The following is a 209-nucleotide window of genomic DNA, read 5'->3' as shown; positions in this document are numbered from 1 at the left end:
GGCGCCGACGCCGGCCGGGTCGACCTGTTTGGCCCACGGCTCGCCGATCTGGTAGCTGAACTCGGCACCGACGGTGGTCTCGTTGCCGCCATTGCCCTTGCGCTGGTCGGCGCTGAGGGTCAGCAGGGGAATGGGGGTGTAGGTGAGGCCGACGGTGACGGCGCTGGGGTCTTTCTTGCGGTTGTCCTTGCCGAACAGGCCGACTTCAT

The 209-nt window shown here is 67.5% G+C and carries 1 protein-coding gene; it reads right to left on the bottom strand.

All coding sequences use genetic code 11. The features are described 5' to 3' along the window. The coding region (locus ABOA88_RS24175) for an inverse autotransporter beta domain-containing protein (protein ID WP_440128016.1) at positions 1–209 on the bottom strand (209 nt) is incomplete at both ends.

This window comes from Pseudomonas sp. PKS (genome assembly GCF_051913525.1).
In the GTDB taxonomy this organism is placed as follows: Bacteria; Pseudomonadota; Gammaproteobacteria; order Pseudomonadales; family Pseudomonadaceae; genus Aquipseudomonas; species Aquipseudomonas guariconensis_D.
This window is presented reverse-complemented; position numbering and strand designations above follow the sequence as displayed.